Source organism: Polaribacter staleyi, assembly GCF_038024045.1.
Taxonomy (GTDB): Bacteria; Bacteroidota; Bacteroidia; order Flavobacteriales; family Flavobacteriaceae; genus Polaribacter; species Polaribacter butkevichii.
In genome coordinates, this window is record NZ_CP150665.1 from 1,659,282 (window position 1) to 1,676,137 (window position 16,856).

Consider the following 16,856-nt stretch of genomic DNA (forward strand, 5'->3'; position numbering starts at 1 on the left):
GTCTAATCTATTGATAGATACTTACTAATCTCTTTTTTATTTATAATGATTCTAAATTCAATTAAATTCAAGGTTATTAATTAAGTTCTTAACTTTAGCTTCGACAGAATCTCAACAATCAATCAACTATGGAACATATTGTAATTATCGGTAACGGAATATCTGGCGTTACAGCTGCAAGACATATCAGAAAAAATTCTGATAACAAAATAACCATTGTTTCTGCAGAAACTAAATACTTCTTTTCTAGAACTGCTCTTATGTATGTGTACATGGGGCACATGAAGTTTGAACATACGCAACCTTATGAAAATTGGTTTTGGGAGAAAAACAGAATCTCTTTAAAAGAAGGTTTGGTATCAAATGTAAATACCGATAAAAAGCAATTAGATTTTACAAATGGAGAAACACTTTCTTTTGATCGTTTAATTATTGCAACGGGTTCTAAACCAAATAAATTTGGATGGCCAGGGCAAGATTTAGAGGGCGTTATGGGCATGTACCATAAACAAGATTTAGAAAAGTTAGAAAAATATGCTCCAAATAATAAAGCTTGTAACAGAGCTGTAATTATTGGTGGTGGATTAATAGGTATAGAATTAGCAGAAATGTTAAGAAGCAGAAAAATACCTGTTACTTTTTTAGTACGTGAAGATAGTTTTTGGAATGGGGTTTTACCAGCACAAGAATCTGCAATGATTAATGACCATATTAAGGAACATCATATAGATTTACGATTAAGTACCAATTTAAAAGAAATTAAATCTGATGAAAATGGTCGCGTAAAATCTATAATTATAGAAGAAACAGGCGAAGAAATTCCGTGTAATGTTGTTGGTTTAACAGCTGGTGTTGCTCCAAATATAGACTTTCTAAAAGAATCTGGTATAGAATTAGGTCGTGGTGTAAAAGTAAATCGTTTTTTAGAAACCAACATCCCTAATATTTATGCTATTGGTGATTGTGCAGAGCAACATGAAGCTATTGGACAACGTAGAAATATTGAAGCTGTTTGGTACACGGGAAGAATGATGGGCGAAACTTTGGCACAAACAATTTGCGGTAATAAAACAGCATACAAACCAGGACATTGGTTTAATTCTGCAAAGTTTTTAGATATAGAATACCAAACTTATGGTTGGGTTTTTAGTAAAAAAGGCATGAAAGAAAACGAAGCTTATTTTCAGTGGAAACACCCTAACGAGCATAAATGTATTACCATTTCTTTTGATAAAAACACAAAGCTATTCTTGGGGATAAATACCTTCGGAATTAGAATGCGCCACGAAATTTTTGATAAATGGTTAACAGAAAATAAATCTATAGAACATGTTTTAGAGTTTTTGTCTGATGCTAATTTTGATCCAGAGTTTTTTAAATTACATGAAGCTGAAATTGTAGCAAAATTCAATCAAGAGAATAATACAAATATTCAATTAAAAAAGAAAAGCTGGAAAAGGATTTTTAGTCACTAATTAAGCTTTCACATTCATAAAAAACTTTCAATAAAAACATATAATACCCATCATTATTTTGAAACTTATAAAACAAACAGGATTAATTATCTTTCTATTAGGATTAACGTTCTTTATAGGAACCATTTTTACAGGCTCTTTTAATTTAACACAACCAGAATTAGATACTTTTATTAAAGAAAAAGGATACAAAAGCGAAATTATAAAAGATGAACTTTCTAAAGCAGTCGTTACTGATGAGGCTTTAAATATTTTTCAATTTTCTAGTGCAGTTATAGGCGCCTATGAAGCCTCTAATAATCATTATGATGCATTAATTGCTAAATATGATTCAGAAAAAAATTGGGACGCAAAAGGAAAACAATTTCAGTATAAAATCTTTGGAAAACCACACAGTTTAAGTTTTACACTTGCTAAAAAAGCTGCTAAAGGATTTGCTGCAGACAATACTGGTTTGGCTTGGTTTTTAACCTTTGGTTTAGGTATAATTGGTGCACTAATGTTTATTGTACCAGATGTAATTTTACTTGGTAAACCAGGTATTAAAAATGATGGAATCTTTTTAAGTGCCGCAACAAACCGTGGGTGGATTGGTTGGTTTACTTTTATCTTTTTAGTTACTTTTTACATTCTGCTTTATTTTTATCCAGATTACATAGTAAATTGGGTGTATTTGGTAGAACCTATTAGTTTATCTCTTAGCGGAAACCCTGCAAGTCAATGGTTTTTATATGGATTTTTATATTGTACAGTTATGACTGTAATGGCAATTAGAATGTATATAAAATACCGTCATAATAAATATCAAATTTTAAGAACAACTTCTGTTTTATTTTTTCAAATAGTATTTGCTTTTTTAATTCCAGAAATTTTAGTTCGTTTCGAAAAACCTTGGTACGATTTTAAAAATGCTTTTCCGTTAGACTATGATTTTTTCTTTAGATGGAATCTAGAGGAACTACTTGCTAGTGGTGCTTTTGGACTGTTTATTTTAGTTTGGGGAATTGTTTTAACAATTGTTGTGGTGCCTGTAATGGTTTATTTCTTCGGAAAAAGATGGTACTGCTCTTGGGTTTGTGGTTGTGGTGGTTTAGCAGAAACTTTAGGTGATCCATACAGGCAAAATTCTAGTAAAACGTTACTTTCTTGGAGAGCAGAACGTATTATCATTCACTCTGTTTTGGTTTTTGTATTAATGATGACAGGTTTTGCTTTATACACTTTCTTTTCTGGCGCAGACCAAGTAATTGGTATTAAAACCCAAACCATACAAGATATTTATGGTTTCTTAATCGGTTCTATTTTTGCAGGTGTAATTGGTACAGGATTTTACCCAATTTTTGGTAACAGAGTTTGGTGTAGATTCGGTTGTCCGTTGGCTGCATATTTAGGTTTTGTACAAAGATTTAAATCTAGATTTAGAATTACTACAAATGGAGGACAATGTATTTCTTGTGGAAACTGCTCTACCTATTGTGAACAAGGAATTGACGTTAGAGCTTACGCTCAGAAAGGAGAAAACATTGTACGTTCTAGTTGTGTAGGTTGTGGAGTTTGTTCTGCAGTTTGCCCAAGAGGAGTTTTAAAATTAGAAAACGGACCAGAAGACGGACGAATCAATCCAACAGAAATTTTATTAGGTAACGATGTTGATTTAATGGATTTAGTGAACAAGAAGTAATATTCTGTTTACAATTTCAGTTGGCAATTTAAAACTTAATACAAGTTAAAATATAAATATCTTACTGAGCTTGTTAAAGCATAAAATAAAACCATGAAAAAACTCCTTCTTATTTCTTTCCTTTTTCTTTCTTTGATATCATTCAGTCAAAAAAAATATCATAAAGAATATTATAAAAACGGGCTACTTAAAGAAGAAGGATGGATTTTAAATAAACAAAAAACAGCCTTTTGGAAATTCTATTATAAAAATGGAAACATTAAAAAAGAAGGTTATTTTAAAGATGGTTTAGAGACTAAATATTGGTATTTTTACAGCCCAAATTCAATTAAAGAGAAAGAAGGTCATTTTAAAAGCGGAATTAAAAATGATTGGTGGTTATTTTATGATAACAAAGGTATTATAAACCATAAATGTCAATTAGAGAACAATAAAAAAAATGGATATTGTTTAATCTACAAGAATAAAAAGTTAATAAAAGCTTCTAAATATAAAGAGGGCAAAAAAATAAAAGAATGGACAGACTTTTCATCGTTTAGAAGTGAAAACAGTCTCAATGATTTAAGATGACAAAACCAATTATAAAAGTTATTATTCCTGCTTATAATGAGCAAGACTCTATAGGCAATGTTATTAATGATATTCCTAAAATTGTTGATGAAGTTATTGTAATTAGCAACAACTCTACCGATAATACAGAAATTAATGCAAAAAATGCAGGTGCTACCGTTTTAAAAGAACATCGTAAAGGATATGGTTACGCTTGTTTAAAAGGAATGGATTACATCAGCAAACAAAAAACAAAACCAGAAATTATTGTTTTTTTAGATGGTGATTATTCTGATTATCCAGAACAATTAACTGAACTTGTTCATCCTATTTTAAATAACAATACCGATTTTGTAATCGGTGCTCGTGTTAAGGAATTAAGAGAAAATGGTTCTATGACTCCGCAACAAGTTTTTGGTAATTGGTTAGCTACCTTTTTGATGAAACTTTTTTTTGGAGCAAAATTTACAGATTTAGGTCCGTTTAGAGCTATCAAATACAATAAATTGTTAGCCTTAAATATGGAAGACAAAACGTATGGTTGGACTGTAGAAATGCAATTAAAAGCATTAAAACAAAAGTTGAGCTATATAGAAATTCCTGTTAAATACAGAAACAGAATTGGTATTTCTAAAGTATCTGGCACAGTAAAAGGCAGTATCTTTGCAGGTATAAAAATATTAGGTTGGATTTTTAAATACAGTTTTAAGTAGTGGTTATAGAATACATAGTTATATTAATTTACTCAATATCGTTAGTGCTTATTTTTATGTATGCATTAGCGCAATTAAACTTGCTTTTCAATTATTTAAAAGCAAGAAAAAAAATCGATGATTCAGAAAAATTTGATTTCTCAATTATAAAAGAAATTCCTTTTGTAACCATACAATTACCCGTTTATAACGAATTGTATGTGATGGATCGTTTGTTAAAAAACATTGCTAAATTAGAGTATCCAAGAGAAAAATTAGAAATTCAGGTGTTAGATGATTCTACAGATGAGTCTGTAGAAATTACGGCAAACTTGGTTCAAAAAATTCAAGAGCAAGGTATCGATATTCAACATATCAGAAGAACTAACAGACAAGGCTTTAAAGCAGGCGCCTTAAAAGAAGGTTTAAAAATTGCAAAAGGCGAGTTTATAGCTATTTTTGATGCCGATTTTTTACCTCAAAAAGATTGGTTATACCAAACTGTACCGTATTTTAAAGATCCAGAAATTGGTGTGGTTCAGACTCGCTGGGGACATATCAACAGAAATTATTCTACACTTACAAAAATTCAAGCTTTTGCTTTAGACGCACACTTTACATTAGAACAAGTAGGTAGAAATAGTCAAGGTCATTTTATCAATTTTAATGGTACCGCAGGGGTTTGGAGAAAAGAGTGTATTTATGATGCTGGTAATTGGGAAGGTGATACACTTACAGAAGATTTAGATTTAAGTTATAGAGCCCAACTAAAAAACTGGAAATTTAAATACTTAGAAAAAGTAGTTACTCCTGCAGAGTTACCGGTAGTAATTAGTGCTGCTAGATCTCAACAATTTAGATGGAACAAAGGAGGTGCTGAGAATTTTCAGAAAATGATGAAACGTGTTATTACAAGCAAAAACGTTTCTTTTAAAACAAAAATTCATAGTTTACTGCATCTATTAAATAGTTCTATGTTTACATGTATATTTTTGGTAGCAGTTTTAAGCGTACCTATGTTATACATTAAAAATGAGTACGAACACCTAAAAATATACTTTTATGTAATGAGCTTTTTTGTAATTAGTTCATTAATATTTTTTGTGTGTTATTGGTACATGTTTAAAAATATTTATGGCGGTGGATTTGTACGATTTATAAAATATATTGGATCCTTTTTCACCTTCTTTTCTATAGCAATGGGCTTTTCTTTACACAATACAATTGCTGTTTTAGAAGGACATTTAGGAAAAAAAAGTGAATTTATTCGTACACCAAAATTTAACATTAATGGTTTAAAAGATGGATGGAAAAGCAATAAATACATCAAGAAAAAACCATCTATCCACGTAGTTTTAGAAGGTTTATTGGCTATTTACTTTGTATTTGGAATGTACAGTGCGTTTATTGTTGGTAACCAAGGTGGCGATTTTGGTCTATTTCCTTTCCATTTTATGCTTTTTATTGGTTTTAGTTATGTGTTTTTTAAATCAATATTTTCTAAAGCCTAATGTTATTTTTTAAAAAATATAAAGACGCTTTACTAATTTTATTTGGTACAATAGCTTATTTTATTTTTGCTTATTTTTTAGAGAGAACAGAATTTAATAAACTACTGTTTTTATGGTTTGCTCTTTTTGGTTGTGCTTATTTTTTGATAAAAAGTAAAACCATACAAACCTCTACTTTAATTGGTTTGGCTATTCTTTTTAGGTTGATTTTCCTTTTCGCAATTCCTAATTTATCTCAAGATTTTTATAGATTTATTTGGGATGGACGCATGATTCTAGAAGGCCTCAACCCCTATTTATCATTACCAGAAACTTTTATTCAACAAGGGCTTCATCCTATAGCAGATGCCAATAACTTGTATAACGGTATGGGAGAAATGAACGGAAGTCATTATACCAATTACCCACCAATAAATCAGCTTTGTTTTTTAATTGCAGCATTGTTTGCTAGCAAAAGTATTTTTGGATCTGTAATAGTTTTAAGAAGCATTATTATTTTAGCAGACATCGGTATTCTTTATTTTGGAAAAAAATTATTAGAGCGATTAAACTTACCTATAAAAAATATTTTTTGGTATGCTCTAAATCCTTTTATAATTATAGAAATGACAGGCAATCTACACTTTGAACCTGTAATGTTATTTTTCTTAATTTGGAGTCTTTACAAGCTACATCAACAAAAATGGGTTTGGGCAGCTATTTTATTAGCCTGTTCCGTTTCTGTAAAGTTAATTCCCTTATTGTTTTTGCCCTTATTTTTTCAGTGGTTTGTTCAACCAATTAGTAATAGCAATACCCATAAAGTTACATGGATCGGTTTAAAATTAGAGCCTAAAAAAATTATTAAATTAATTTCTTTTTATGCAATTACTTTAGCAACCATAATCATTTTATTTCTTCCTTTTTATTCATCAGAATTTATAGATAACTATGCCAATTCTGTGGGATTATGGTTTAGAAACTTTGAATTTAATGCGAGTTTTTATTATATTTTTAGAGAAATCGGTTACCTATTTAGAGGTTATAATGAAATTGCTATTATCGGAAAAATAGCACCAATTTTAACCATTTTATTTTTATTGAGTATTACCTTTTTTAGAAAAAATAAATCGATGGTTCAATTAATTACAGCATTATTATTTGGTTTGTGTTTTTATTATTTTACATCAACCACAATACATCCTTGGTATTTGGCAACTCCTTTAATTTTATCTGTCTTTACAAAATACCGTTTTCCTGTTATTTGGACACTTGTTATTATTTTTAGCTACCAAGCGTATGCAAACAATCCTTGGCAAGAAAACTTGTGGTTTGTTGCTTTAGAGTACTTTATACTTTATGGAGTTCTTATTTATGAGCTCAAAAAAAACTATCAATATTATAAAATTGTAAAATAATCAATTTTCGCTATTATATTCCGAGAATTTTGTATTTTAGACATTAATTTTTTTGACTTATATATGAAAAGACTTACCATAAAAGACATTGCTAAAGAATTTAATGTTTCTATTTCTACTGTTTCTAAAGCTCTTAATGACAGTTATGAAATCAGTGTAAGTACAAAAGAAAAAATTCAAAAATACGCTAAAGAAAAAAATTACAAACCTAATTTTAATGCACTTAGCTTAAAAAACAGACAAACAAAAACCATCGGAATTATCATACCGAATATGTTAAACTATTTCTTTGCCCAAGTTTTTAACGGTATCGAAAAAGTAGCAAACGATAGAGGTTATAAAATTATTTCGTGCATTTCTAATGAGTCTTTTAAAAAAGAAGTAGAAACTATTGAAATGCTTTCTAATGGAAGTATAGATGGTTTTATTTTATCGCTTGCAGAAGAAACAATTTCTAAAGGAGATTTTAAACATTTTCAAGAAGTTCTAGATAACGATACGCCAATTGTTATGTTTGATAGAGTTGCCGATAAATTAAAGTGCGACAAAGTAGTTACTGATAATTTTGATAGTGCCAGAAGCACCGTTTCTTATTTAGTAAAATCTGGTCATGAAAACATTGCCTTTATATCTACCATGAATAATTTAGAAATTGGACGAAGAAGACAATTAGGATACTTAAAAGGTTTAGAAGATTTTAATATTAAAGTTGAAAAAAATCTAATCATAAACATAGATGACAACTATAAAAATTATGAAAAAATTTTAGAACCAATTTTTAAAAACAACACCATAGATAGCGTTATTGCTACAGATGAATCTTCTGCCATTGCAGCTATGAAAATAGCCATTAAAAAAGGACATAGAATACCTGAAAACTTTTCTGTAATTTCTTTTTCTAACGGAATTTTAGCAAGACACTCTAGCCCTAGAATGACAACTGTTAGTCAGCATGGAGAAATTATGGGAGCAACAGCTGCAGAAATGCTAATTAACCGATTAGAAGACAAATCTAAAGTTAAGAAAAAACACGAAACCATAGTAGTTAAAACTGATTTGGTGGAAAGAAATTCTACTAAAAAAATCTTATAATTTTTTAACCATTTAGATTACAATGAATTTATCTAATGTAAAATTAGTTGTTTCTGACATGGACGGAACGCTACTAAATTCTGAAGGAAAAGTAAGTAACTTATTCTTTGATTTATTTGAACAATTAAAAAAACAAGACATTATTTTTTGTGCGGCAAGCGGAAGGCAATACAATAGTATTGTACACAAACTAGCCCCTATAAAAGATGAAATTTTTGTAATTGCAGAAAACGGAGGCATCGCAAAAAAAGGAGACAAAGTATTAGTTTTAAACTCACTTGCTGCCGAGAAAATAAAAACTCTAATTCCTGTTTTAAGAACTATTAAGGATGCACATATTGTTTTGTGCGGAAAAAATTGTGCCTTTATAGAGTCTAACAATAACGAGTTTATAACTCTATTTCAAGAATACTATAGCAGTTATAAAATTGTAGACGATTTAATGGCCATTGCAGATTCTGAAGAATATTTAAAAATAGCTATTTATCATTTTACCTCTTCCGAAGACTTTATTTACCCAAAAGTAAAATCTTTTGAAAACGAAATGTTAGTTAAAATCTCTGGTAAAAACTGGTTAGATATTTCAGATCAAAAAGCAAATAAAGGTACTGCTTTAAGAGAGGTACAAAAGCTATTAAACATAACAAAAGAACAAACACTTGTTTTTGGAGATTATCATAATGATATTGAAATGCTAAAAGAAGCAACCTATAGTTTTGCTATGAAAAATGCACATAAAGACATTATAGAAATAGCCAATTATACTACAGAGAGTAACGATAATTTTGGTGTAGAAAAAATAATATCTCTTTTAATAAAAAATAAGGTTAAATAACCGCTGTTAACCTATATCTTTTTTATAAAAACAGATGCAACCTTTTTTAACAAATCTCTAAAACGCATTGTCAATCACATAAATTCTATTATAATTTTTTATAGCAGTATTACTTATAACTTTTAAAATATATTTTAAACAGCCTAAATGATTTGTACATTTATACTTTAATTATTTCTGAATAACAAGACATGAAAATCATTATATCTCCAGCAAAATCTTTAGATTTTGAAAGTAAAGTACCTACAAGTTTACATACACAACCTCGATTTTTAGACCAGTCGGAAAAACTAAATAAAAAACTAAAAACACTTTCTAAGAAGAATTTATCTGATTTAATGAAAATTTCTGATGATTTGTCTGCCTTAAATTATGATAGAAATCAAACGTGGCAAACACCGTTTACTACCGAAAACGCAAAACAAGCAATTTACGCATTTACAGGTGCTGTTTTTAAAGGAATTGACATAAACTCTATCGCTGAGGAGAAATTACCATTATTGCAAAATAACTTAAGAATTTTATCTGGCCTTTATGGTATTTTAAAACCTTTAGATTTAATTCAGCCTTATCGATTAGAAATGGGAACCAAATTAAAAGTTGGTAAAACAGAAAATCTATACAAATTCTGGGACAATACGGTTGCAAATGCGTTAAACGAAGAATTAGAAGATGGCGAATTACTAGTTAATTTAGCGAGTACAGAATACTTTAAAGTGATTCCTAAAAAGGTTTTAAAAGTACCAATGATTACTCCTATTTTTAAAGATTTTAAAAACGGAGAATATAAAATTGTTATGACCTATGCTAAAATAGCTCGTGGCCTAATGGTACGTTATATTATAGACAATAACGTAAAAACGATTGAAGACTTAAAAGGCTTTAATGTTGATAAATATCGTTTTTCTGAAGAATTATCTTCTGGAAATGATTTGGTTTTTACACGTTAAAAAAGTTGGCAGTTAGCAATAGCAGTTGGCTGTCTTCAGTTACAAACTAACTGCTACTGCCCACTGCCACTGCCACTGCCACTGAATACTGAATACTGAATACTAACAATCTACAATTCTAACTGTAACTGCTAAACCACCTTCAGAAGTTTCTTTATAATTTTTATTCATGTCTTTAGCGGTTTCCCACATGGTATCAATTACGCTATCTAAATGTACCAAGGCTTCTTTTGGATTTGTTTCTAACGCCATTTCTGCGGCATGAATCGCTTTTATAGCTCCCATAGAATTACGCTCAATACAAGGTACTTGTACCAAACCACCAATAGGATCGCAAGTTAAACCTAAGTGATGTTCCATGGCTATTTCTGCTGCAGATAAAGCTTGGGCTGCTGTACCACCTAACAACTCAGTTAAAGCAGCTGCTGCCATTGCAGAAGACACTCCTATTTCTGCCTGACATCCTCCCATTGCTGCAGATATTGTGGCATTTTTCTTAAAAATACTACCAATTTCACCAGCCGTTAATAAGAATTTTTTAACCTGATTAAAATCCGCATCGTGATTTTCTATCACCATATAATACATTAAAACAGCCGGTATTACACCTGCACTTCCGTTTGTAGGCGCAGTCACTACTCTACCCAAAGCTGCATTTACTTCGTTAACAGACAAGGCAAAACAACTTACCCATTTTAAAATTTCTCTAAATTTTACTTCTGTACTTCTAATAGCAGTAATCCACTCTTTCGGGTTTGTATAACTAGTATCTTTTATTAATTTTTGATGTGTATCAAAAGCACGTCTTTTTACATTTAAACCTCCAGGAAGAATCCCTTTGGTATGACAGCCTGTATACATGCATTCTAACATAGTATCCCAAATTCTATGAATTTCTTTATCAATAAATTCAGCAGAATTAAGTTCTAACTCATTTAAATACACAATGTCCGAAATTAATAAATTTTCTTTTTCACAATATTCCTCTAATTGAATAGCTCTATTAATAGGAAAAGGAAAATTCTTTTTATTGATTTCTATTTCTTCTACTAAATGATCATTTTCTTGTACAATAAAACCACCTCCAATAGAAAAATACGTTTGAGTAGAAATTTCGTCTCCTTTAAAATAACCACGAAAAGTAATTCCGTTTGCATGAAAAGGCAAAAACTCTCTATTAAAAACTATAGATGTTTTATAAAACGGCACATTTTTTTCGCCATTAAAAGAGATAAGTTCATTATTTTTAATGTCATTAATAACATCTCCAATAGTTTCAATAGGCACATATTCTGGATCTGCCCCAGTTAAACCTAACTGAATAGCCAAATCGGTTGCGTGTCCTTTTCCTGTTAAAGAAAGAGAACCATATAAATCTACCTGAATACCATCAACTAAATGAAATTTTTTATTTTCTTTTAATTGACAAATCCATTGTTCGGCTGCGCGCCAAGGACCTAGTGTATGAGAACTTGAAGGTCCAACACCTATTTTAAGCATATCAAAAACACTAATAAATTGCGACATCCGTAAGGTTTAAAGTAAAAATCGCTGTAAATGTAAAAAATCCAACTCAATGAGCTGGATTTTTTATGAAAAATATAATAGATATCTTATTTGTATATAGATTCTTTACCAAATTCAACTGCAAGCATATAATATACTACAGCTCTATATTTATTTCTTTCAGATTTACCTATTGCAGTAACCACTTTATCTATTGCTTCATCTAATTTTGGTCCGTCTGCTAAACCTAATTTTTTAATTAAAAAATTATTTTTAACTGTTGCCAATTCTTTAGCATCTGAACCAGATACTGTTTCTGCATCTTTTTTATAAATAGACGGTCCCAATCCTTTTGTTACCGCTTTTAATAAGTCTGAATCGTATTTTAAACCTTTCTCGTCCATAAACTTAGAATACTGTGCTACTTTCTCGTCAAATTTACTCATGATTTTTTTTTTAAATATATTAGATTTATTTCATTTAGAATAGAACTATCCAAATATAAGAAAATAAAAAATCATTTCTAATATTCTTCCTATTCAATATATTAGATACATTTTATGTCATAATGTCACATCAATTTAAAAAAAATAAAAAAAATAACTGACATTTCCTAGTCAAAAAGGAGTTGGCACACCATTTGACTAGTAGTAAAATGTAAAATTGAATTTAAAATACTAATATAAATAGATTATTATGAGTAAAATAATTGGAATTGATTTAGGTACAACAAACTCTTGTGTTTCTGTAATGGAAGGTAATGAGCCAGTTGTAATTCCTAACGCAGAAGGAAAAAGAACTACCCCATCTATCGTTGCCTTTGTAGAAGGAGGAGAACGTAAAATTGGTGACCCAGCTAAAAGACAAGCTGTAACAAACCCTACAAAAACAGTTTATTCTATTAAACGTTTTATGGGTAACAAATTTTCTGAATCTACCCAAGAAGCAACAAGAGTTCCTTATAAAGTAGTAAAAGGAGATAATGATACACCTAGAGTAGATATTGATGGTCGTTTATATACGCCTCAAGAAATTTCTGCAATGGTGTTACAAAAAATGAAAAAAACCGCTGAAGATTACTTAGGAACTGAAGTTTCTGAAGCAGTTATTACTGTACCAGCATATTTTAACGATGCGCAAAGACAAGCTACAAAAGAAGCTGGTGAAATTGCAGGTTTACAAGTAAAAAGAATTATAAACGAGCCTACTGCTGCTGCATTAGCTTATGGTTTAGATAAGTCTAACGACGATAAAAAAATTGTTGTTTTTGATTTTGGTGGTGGAACACATGATGTTTCTATCTTAGAATTAGGAGATGGTGTTTTTGAAGTATTAGCAACAGACGGTGATACACATTTAGGTGGTGATGATGTTGATGAAAGAATCATTAACTGGTTAGCAGAAGAGTTTAAAGCTGACGAAGATTTAGATTTACGTAAAGACCCAATGTCTTTACAACGTTTAAAAGAAGCTGCAGAAAAAGCGAAGATTGAATTATCTTCTTCTGCATCTACAGAAATTAACTTACCTTATGTTACTGCTACTGCTAGTGGACCAAAACACTTAGTAAGAACATTATCTAGATCTAAATTTGAGCAATTAATTGACGATTTAATAAAAAGAACTATTGAGCCTTGTCAAACTGCTTTAAAAAATGCTGATTTAACTATTTCTGATATCGATGAAATTGTATTAGTTGGTGGTTCTACAAGAATACCTGCTGTACAAGAAGCTGTTGAGAAATTCTTTGGAAAAGCGCCAAGTAAAGGAGTAAACCCTGATGAAGTTGTTGCTTTAGGAGCTGCAATTCAAGGTGGAGTTTTATCTGGAGATGTTAAAGATGTATTGTTATTAGACGTTACACCTTTATCTTTAGGTATTGAAACAATGGGTAATGTTTTCACAAAATTAATTGATGCAAACACAACCATTCCTACAAAAAAATCTCAAGTATTCTCTACAGCAGTAGACAATCAACCATCTGTAGAAATTCACGTTTTACAAGGTGAAAGAGCAATGGCGGCAGATAATAATACTATTGGTCGTTTCCATTTAGATGGTTTACCACCAGCACAAAGAGGAATTCCTCAAATTGAAGTAACTTTTGATATTGATGCAAATGGTATTATTAAAGTTTCTGCTTTAGACAAAGGAACTAACAAATCTCATGAAATTAGAATTGAAGCTTCTTCTGGTTTATCTGAAGAAGAAATTGAAAAAATGAGAAAAGATGCAGAAGCAAATGCTGATGCAGATAAAGTTGCTAAAGAAACTGCAGAAAAAGTAAACGGAGCAGATTCTATGATTTTCCAAACGGAAAAACAATTAAAAGAATTTGGAGACAAATTATCTGCGGATAAAAAAGGACCAATTGAAGCTGCTTTAGTAGAATTAAAAGCTGCTCATGAATCTAAAGATTTAGCACAAATTGATGCTGCTATGGAAAAGATTAATGAAGCTTGGAAAGTTGCCTCAGAAGAAATGTATGCTGCTGAACAAGGAGCTGCAGGAGCTGATGCTGGTGCTCAACAAGCGCAACCAGAAGCAGATGCTCAAGGAGACAATGTTGAAGATGTAGATTTCGAAGAAGTAAAATAAGCAGAGAACCAATTTTGTAAAACAAAATTGTATGAATCGCTTATCCCGATGAAAGAGGGATCTTCATAAAGAAATCCGCGATTATTCATTGGGATCTCATAAAAGTTTTCTAAACTTGAATTGAGATTTATACTAAAAAGAAAAAACATCTTTTCTATAAATAACTAAAACGCAATCATTCATTTGATTGCGTTTTTTTATGACATAAAATTACCACAATAAATTATTTCGGAAAGTTTTAATTACCTTTTGGAAAGTTTTAAGAGTAAGTCTTAATATTAATAACAAACATTAAAACTTACTTCTAACAAGTTTATATTACTTTTAAAGTATTGAAATTTTTATTGATGAATATAATTAAAAAAACTTACTCAAAAATAGTAAATATTGGTATTTACAATGATGCCAAAAAAGAACATAAAAAAATTCGTTTATTAAATGCATTCTGTTTAACATGGGGATTTTCTATTGTATTATTTATCAGTTTAGATCCTTTTTTTAGTCAAAATTTTCTAAACAGTTTAAAAGTTCATCTTTTTTCTTTCTTAGCTATAATACTAGTATTCTTTTTACAAAAAAAACAACTTTATACCTTAGCAAGAGTAATTTACATTTTGGCACTAATTTCTGTAACATTTATTTTTGCAAACTTTATAGAACCTCTTCGTCTCATGGAAAATTTCTATTTTGTTTTTCCTTTGATAGCTCTTGTTTTTATTGATAAAAAATGGATTACCATATCTATTATGTTTATTTGTTGGCTACTTTATTACGTTCCTTTTACATTAGATACAAATCTGTATCCAGAAAAAATGATGAATCCTGGATTAATTCTCGCCGTTTTTACAGGTACCTATGTTATCCTCAATTACTCTAAAGTTTTAAACAAAAAAAGTGAAGAAAGGTTACTAAAAAGCAAACAAGAATTAGAATTGGCTTATCTAGAGTTAGAAGAACGCAAAAAAAGTGAGTTGGCACATCTGCAACTAAAATCATTAAAAGCACAAATGAATCCGCATTTTATGTTTAATGCAATGAATTCTATACAGAGCTTAGTTTTAAAAGGCGACAAACATGAAGCCTATAATTACTTAACTAAATTTGCCTCATTAATTAGAGAAAATTTAAACATGAGTGAGAAAAGTTTTATTGAATTCGATGAAGAATTATCTCTTTTAAAAAAATATTTAGAATTAGAAAAACTACGTTTTAGAGAAGATTTCGAATATATAATTATAGGAGAAAATTCTATTGAAGATATAAAAATACCATCAATGATTATTCAACCATTCATAGAAAACGCTTTAAAACATGGGCTATTACACAAAACAGAAGGTATCAAAAAAGTGAAAATTGAATTTTCTCTAAATACCGTTTTTAAATGTATAATTACAGACAATGGTGTTGGTATAAAAGTTTCTGAAGAAATAAATAAAAAAAACCACAACAAAGAAGTTTCTTTCTCTACCAAGGCAATAAAAGAAAGATTAGCATTACTAAAAACATATTACAATTCAGATATTGGTTTTGAGTATGAAAATATTACAGAAGGAACAAAAGTTATTTTAAAAATACCTTACAGTAAAGAATAGTAAAACCCTTAGACTATTATTTAGTAGTATTAAAAATATTAGTGTTCACCAAAACAATCCCTAAAAGAATCTAAAAAAGAGGTATAGGCATTAAACTTTTTACCAAAGTAATTATAGATAAACTAACCTTATTAAAAAATTCCATTTACAAAAGAATATGAACACATTAAACGCAATTATAATTGATGATGAAGTTAATGCTCGAGAAAACTTGCGCTATTTAATAACAGAATTTTGTAAAAATATATCTATTATTTCTGAAGCAAAAAATGTTGACGAGGGAGTTCTTCTTATAAAAGAACATCAACCTCAACTTGTTTTTTTAGATATAGAAATGCCTCAAAAAAATGGATTCCATCTATTGGAAGCTTTTGATGAAATTGACTTTCAAATAATTTTTGTCACTGCCTATGATCAATATGCTATAAAAGCCTTTCAAGTTGCGGCCCTAGACTACTTGTTAAAACCAATAGACATAGAAAGGTTGCAAAATGCAGTAGAAAAAGCATCTAATTTAATAGCTAGTGGTGGAGTTAATAATCGATTCAACTTATTAAAAAATAATAGAAAAAAAGTAAAAAAAATTGCAATTCCTTATAAAAGTGATTATGTAATTTTAGACCTTAAAAACATTTTTTGCATTGAAGCAGATAGAATGTATGCTATACTTTATACCGAAAAAGGCAAAAAATATGTTGCCGCAAAAAAACTAAGTTATTATGAAAATTTACTTTGTGAAGAAAATGAGTTTTTAAGAATACATAGATCTTGGATTATAAACAGTAATGCCATTAAAATGTATTCTAAAAAAGAAAAATGTATTCAACTTAAAAATGATATCAAAATCCCAGTAAGCAAAAGTTACAAAGAAGAATTTGAAGCTATTTTCTTCACTTAAAAACACATTCGGAAACTAAAACAAATCACTCGGAACCTATTTAATATTCTTTACAAGCAAATAGCTTTTTTTTACTTTAC

Annotated in this window: 14 protein-coding genes; 12 read left to right on the forward strand and 2 right to left on the reverse strand. The window is 29.7% G+C overall.

Annotated elements, in window-relative coordinates:
- The first annotated feature begins 128 nt into the window (after positions 1–128).
- The 9 genes from WHD07_RS07245 to yaaA all read left to right on the forward strand — a co-directional run bounded on the left by WHD07_RS07245 (position 129) and on the right by yaaA (position 10,182).
- On the forward strand, positions 129–1,475 hold the full coding sequence (locus WHD07_RS07245; protein ID WP_343330626.1) for an FAD/NAD(P)-binding oxidoreductase: 1,347 nt from the start codon (positions 129–131) through the stop codon (positions 1,473–1,475).
- 58 nt (positions 1,476–1,533) lie between these two features.
- Complete coding sequence (locus WHD07_RS07250) at positions 1,534–3,156, forward strand: 4Fe-4S binding protein (protein WP_343330627.1); 1,623 nt, start codon at positions 1,534–1,536, stop codon at positions 3,154–3,156.
- Positions 3,157–3,249: 93 nt separating this feature from the next.
- On the forward strand, positions 3,250–3,726 hold the full coding sequence (locus tag WHD07_RS07255; protein ID WP_343330628.1) for a hypothetical protein: 477 nt from the start codon (positions 3,250–3,252) through the stop codon (positions 3,724–3,726).
- A complete protein-coding gene (locus WHD07_RS07260; RefSeq protein WP_343330629.1) occupies positions 3,723–4,418 on the forward strand; it encodes a glycosyltransferase family 2 protein in 696 nt (231 codons plus the stop codon). The genes WHD07_RS07255 and WHD07_RS07260 overlap by 4 nt, the downstream gene beginning before the upstream one ends.
- Before the next feature lie 56 nt (positions 4,419–4,474).
- Positions 4,475–5,908, forward strand: coding sequence for a cellulose synthase family protein (locus WHD07_RS07265; RefSeq protein ID WP_422897653.1), 1,434 nt, complete (start codon positions 4,475–4,477; stop codon positions 5,906–5,908).
- The gene (locus tag WHD07_RS07270) at positions 5,908–7,305 is read left to right on the forward strand and encodes a mannosyltransferase (protein WP_105047675.1); all 1,398 of its coding nucleotides are present in this window, start codon (positions 5,908–5,910) and stop codon (positions 7,303–7,305) included. Before WHD07_RS07265 ends, WHD07_RS07270 begins: the two co-directional genes overlap by 1 nt.
- 63 nt (positions 7,306–7,368) lie before the next feature.
- Positions 7,369–8,397: a LacI family DNA-binding transcriptional regulator gene (locus WHD07_RS07275; protein ID WP_105047674.1), complete on the forward strand. Its 1,029-nt coding sequence runs from the start codon at positions 7,369–7,371 to the stop codon at positions 8,395–8,397.
- Between the two features lie 22 nt (positions 8,398–8,419).
- A complete protein-coding gene (locus WHD07_RS07280) occupies positions 8,420–9,232 on the forward strand; it encodes an HAD family hydrolase (RefSeq protein ID WP_343330631.1) in 813 nt (270 codons plus the stop codon).
- 191 nt (positions 9,233–9,423) lie between these two features.
- The gene (gene yaaA / locus WHD07_RS07285; protein ID WP_343330632.1) at positions 9,424–10,182 is read left to right on the forward strand and encodes a peroxide stress protein YaaA; all 759 of its coding nucleotides are present in this window, start codon (positions 9,424–9,426) and stop codon (positions 10,180–10,182) included.
- Between the two features lie 102 nt (positions 10,183–10,284).
- Here the strand turns inward: yaaA and WHD07_RS07290 are convergent, their stop codons facing one another.
- Together WHD07_RS07290 and WHD07_RS07295 are read right to left on the reverse strand one after the other, a co-directional pair.
- Positions 10,285–11,709 (reverse strand): L-serine ammonia-lyase, encoded by a 1,425-nt coding sequence (locus WHD07_RS07290; RefSeq protein WP_343330633.1) that lies wholly within the window; start codon positions 11,707–11,709, stop codon positions 10,285–10,287.
- 86 nt (positions 11,710–11,795) lie between these two features.
- On the reverse strand, positions 11,796–12,134 hold the full coding sequence (locus tag WHD07_RS07295) for a DUF2853 family protein (RefSeq protein ID WP_105047671.1): 339 nt from the start codon (positions 12,132–12,134) through the stop codon (positions 11,796–11,798).
- A 250-nt stretch (positions 12,135–12,384) separates the two neighbouring features.
- Between WHD07_RS07295 and dnaK the strand changes: the two genes are divergently transcribed.
- The 3 genes from dnaK (at position 12,385) to WHD07_RS07310 (ending at position 16,776) form a co-directional block, all read left to right on the forward strand.
- On the forward strand, positions 12,385–14,286 hold the full coding sequence (gene dnaK, locus WHD07_RS07300; RefSeq protein WP_105047670.1) for a molecular chaperone DnaK: 1,902 nt from the start codon (positions 12,385–12,387) through the stop codon (positions 14,284–14,286).
- Positions 14,287–14,633: 347 nt separating this feature from the next.
- On the forward strand, positions 14,634–15,878 hold the full coding sequence (locus WHD07_RS07305; protein ID WP_343330634.1) for a sensor histidine kinase: 1,245 nt from the start codon (positions 14,634–14,636) through the stop codon (positions 15,876–15,878).
- A 157-nt stretch (positions 15,879–16,035) separates the two neighbouring features.
- A complete protein-coding gene (locus WHD07_RS07310; protein ID WP_343330635.1) occupies positions 16,036–16,776 on the forward strand; it encodes a LytTR family DNA-binding domain-containing protein in 741 nt (246 codons plus the stop codon).
- Positions 16,777–16,856: the final 80 nt, after the last annotated feature.